The sequence below is a fragment of the Vibrio sp. 2134-1 genome (assembly GCF_033339495.1).
On the sequence record NZ_JAWOUS010000723.1, the window covers coordinates 1 to 580 of the forward strand.

At 51.2% G+C, this 580-nt stretch carries 1 protein-coding gene; it reads right to left on the reverse strand.

The features are described from left to right. The coding region (locus R7R78_RS28185) for a PAS domain-containing protein (RefSeq protein WP_225474857.1) at positions 1-580 on the reverse strand (580 nt) is incomplete at both ends.

Here is a 580-nt window from a genome sequence, read left to right on the forward strand (position 1 = left end):
CTTTGCTGTAATCGAGGCTGTCGTTAATGATGGTCACTAGGTTCTTGGGCGATTTGTGCTGCAGGAGCAATATCTCCCTTGGCTCTCGGCGGTTTTCGTTCTCAAGCAATATCTCGCTGATCCCCATGATCGCGTTCATTGGAGTGCGAATCTCATGGCTCATGTTCGCCAGAAATTCCGACTTGGCTTGCGTGGCTTTTTTCGATTTATCCAATGCAGACGACAAACGCTTCTCCATCTCGCGTCTATCGGTGATATCACGTTCTACCGCGATAAAACGCAGTAGCTCGCCATTTTCATCAAACACCGGAGACAGCTCCAACTCGACCCAATATGGGCGCCGCGACTTGGTGTAATTGAGTATCTCAACCCTAACCGGGGAATGGCTGCGAACACTTTGCGAGAGCAGCGCGACGGTGTTTGCGTCGGTGTCTTCACCTTGCAGCAGTTCGCCCGGTGATTTGCCAACCACTTCCTCTAAAGAATATTCGGTTAACTGCTCAAACGCAGAGTTTACCCAAGCAATCGTGCCGTCAGGATGCGTAATGATGATGGTATCGCGAGCGTGTTCCGCCACCTC